The 2,053-nt window shown below is 32.5% G+C and carries 2 protein-coding genes; one reads left to right on the forward strand and one right to left on the reverse strand.

What is annotated here, in order from left to right:
- Positions 1–322 precede the first annotated feature (322 nt).
- Complete coding sequence (locus tag ACKI67_RS09870; RefSeq protein ID WP_407463361.1) at positions 323–1,105, forward strand: hypothetical protein; 783 nt, start codon at positions 323–325, stop codon at positions 1,103–1,105.
- Between the two features lie 168 nt (positions 1,106–1,273).
- Here ACKI67_RS09870 and ACKI67_RS09875 read toward each other — a convergent pair.
- The coding region (locus ACKI67_RS09875; protein WP_407463362.1) for an SseB family protein at positions 1,274–2,053 on the reverse strand (780 nt) is incomplete at its 5' end.

Below are 2,053 nucleotides of genomic sequence, written 5' to 3' on the forward strand. Positions count from 1 at the left end.
AAACTAAATTTATTGTCATAGGAACTAATCCTAATACTAAACCTTACTCAATTACATATCACCCCCTTTACATATGTTTTTTTTTAAAATTAGGATTAGTTCTTTTTTTATAGACTTTTTTTAATATTTTTATTATTCTAATATTTTTGAATATCTTTAATATTTTTAGTCATTTTAGTCTGCATTGACTTAAATATTTCTTATTTTAATTAAAAATCCTTATTATTCTTTTATACCTCTTTTTACTTGTAAGTAAGTGCTTACAGTCGAAAATATTTATATGTGTCGCTTTAAATACTATGTCATATTAAACGGTGATTGGATGAAAAGAATAATATTAATATCAACATTTATTTTAGTTTTATTAATTGCCATAGGTTGCGCTGCTGCAGCTGATGTTGATGGTAATGATAAAAATATATGTCATGAAGAGCTTATTGTTAATGCCCCATTCAATGACCATGGTGTTGCTGTTGGCGATGATGCTGGTCTTCTTGATGATTCAGGCGTTATTGACAATGGTACTGATGTTCCTGTTGTTCCTGGGGGTTCTGATGTGGTTGACAATGAGTCTGCTGTTCCGGATTATTTCGATAAGGTTGACAATGGTTCTGATGTTCCTGTTGTTCCTGGGGGTTCTGATGTGGTTGACAATGAATCTGTTGTTCCTGTTGTTCCTGGGGGTTGTGATGTGGTTGACAATAAGACCGCTCCAGATAATGGCAATAGTAGCAATCATAGCGATGATGGATTTTCCAAGAAAGATTTCAATGTAAGTTTTGATGATGATGTGAAGGCAGGCAATTCTGAGTTATATCTTAGGGGTATTAATTTTAAAAATCCTGATTTCACAATAACTAATTTGAATCTTGATGATTCAGGATTGAGCATTGAAGATATAACTATTTTCAATTCATTTTTAGAACTTCAAGATTTTGATGTCAATGTCACTAACTTGCAGATAGTTCTTCCTCATGTGATCTTTTTTAATTTCTGTGGAGGATATTCACTAAGGAATATGATTTTAAATCATATGGGTGGAGAGGACTTTAATTTAGGCCAAAGTCCAATATATAATGAAAATCTTTTATTTGAAGGAAATTGAATAGAATAATTTTCTTTCTTTTTTTTAATTATTTTTATTATATTTTTAATTTTTTTGTTTTTTTTTATTTTAGATAAATTGGCGGAATATTTTTTTTCTGTTTTTTTTTATTTTAGATAATTGGTGGAATATTTTTTTTCTATTTTTCAAAACCATTTGTTAGGATGATTATTCATCATCCCCCTCATCTAAATTATCATAAAATGGTTGTTTAATACATCTCCATACGGAAATGTCTTCGTTTTCATCATAGAACTTTTCAAACTCACTTCCAGGTGCAATCAATACATTGAAATCGGTCTGTTCCTCATTAGGATTGCCTGTATACAATATCCTTTGGCCTTGCACCATCATAAGCTTATGCAGGATTGGAAGATTGGATTGGAAATCGGGATTTGTGCTTGCCCTAAGTGGCATCTTTGCTGTAAAGATTCCGTCCTTTGCCTCATTTTCCATGAATTCATATTCTGATCTGATGAAGAACATGTAATGGTTGTCAAGTTCCACTGAATTATGCTTCAATGTTTCAAAGGTCTGCTCAAGTGAAACTATGAATGGGCTTTTTACCTTTTCCCTGAAGAGATTTACGAATGTGCCTACGCTTAACATTATGGAATGTTCTGTTTGTGGATTGATGATGATTGAGGAGAATGTGTCTCCATAACCTAATATTATTTTAGCAAGGTCTCTCATATTCATAAGGACATGGTCTCTCTTGAGCTTGATTTCCTTCATGATCTCCTTTCTAGTGAATGCAACAACTGCCCTTGAACCGTCATTCAAGTTAAGTGAGACCAGATTGAATCCAAGTGGAGGTATAGGTTTTATTACATCCACAACCCTTTGGTTTTCAATGTCAAAGACTTCTTCCTTTTGCATTTCAACAGGGATGTAAAGGATAGCTTCCTTGAGTAATCTGAAGAACTCTTCCTGATCTGCAATGGTCAT

The organism is Methanobrevibacter sp., from assembly GCF_045577275.1.
Classification (GTDB): Archaea; Methanobacteriota; Methanobacteria; order Methanobacteriales; family Methanobacteriaceae; genus Methanobrevibacter.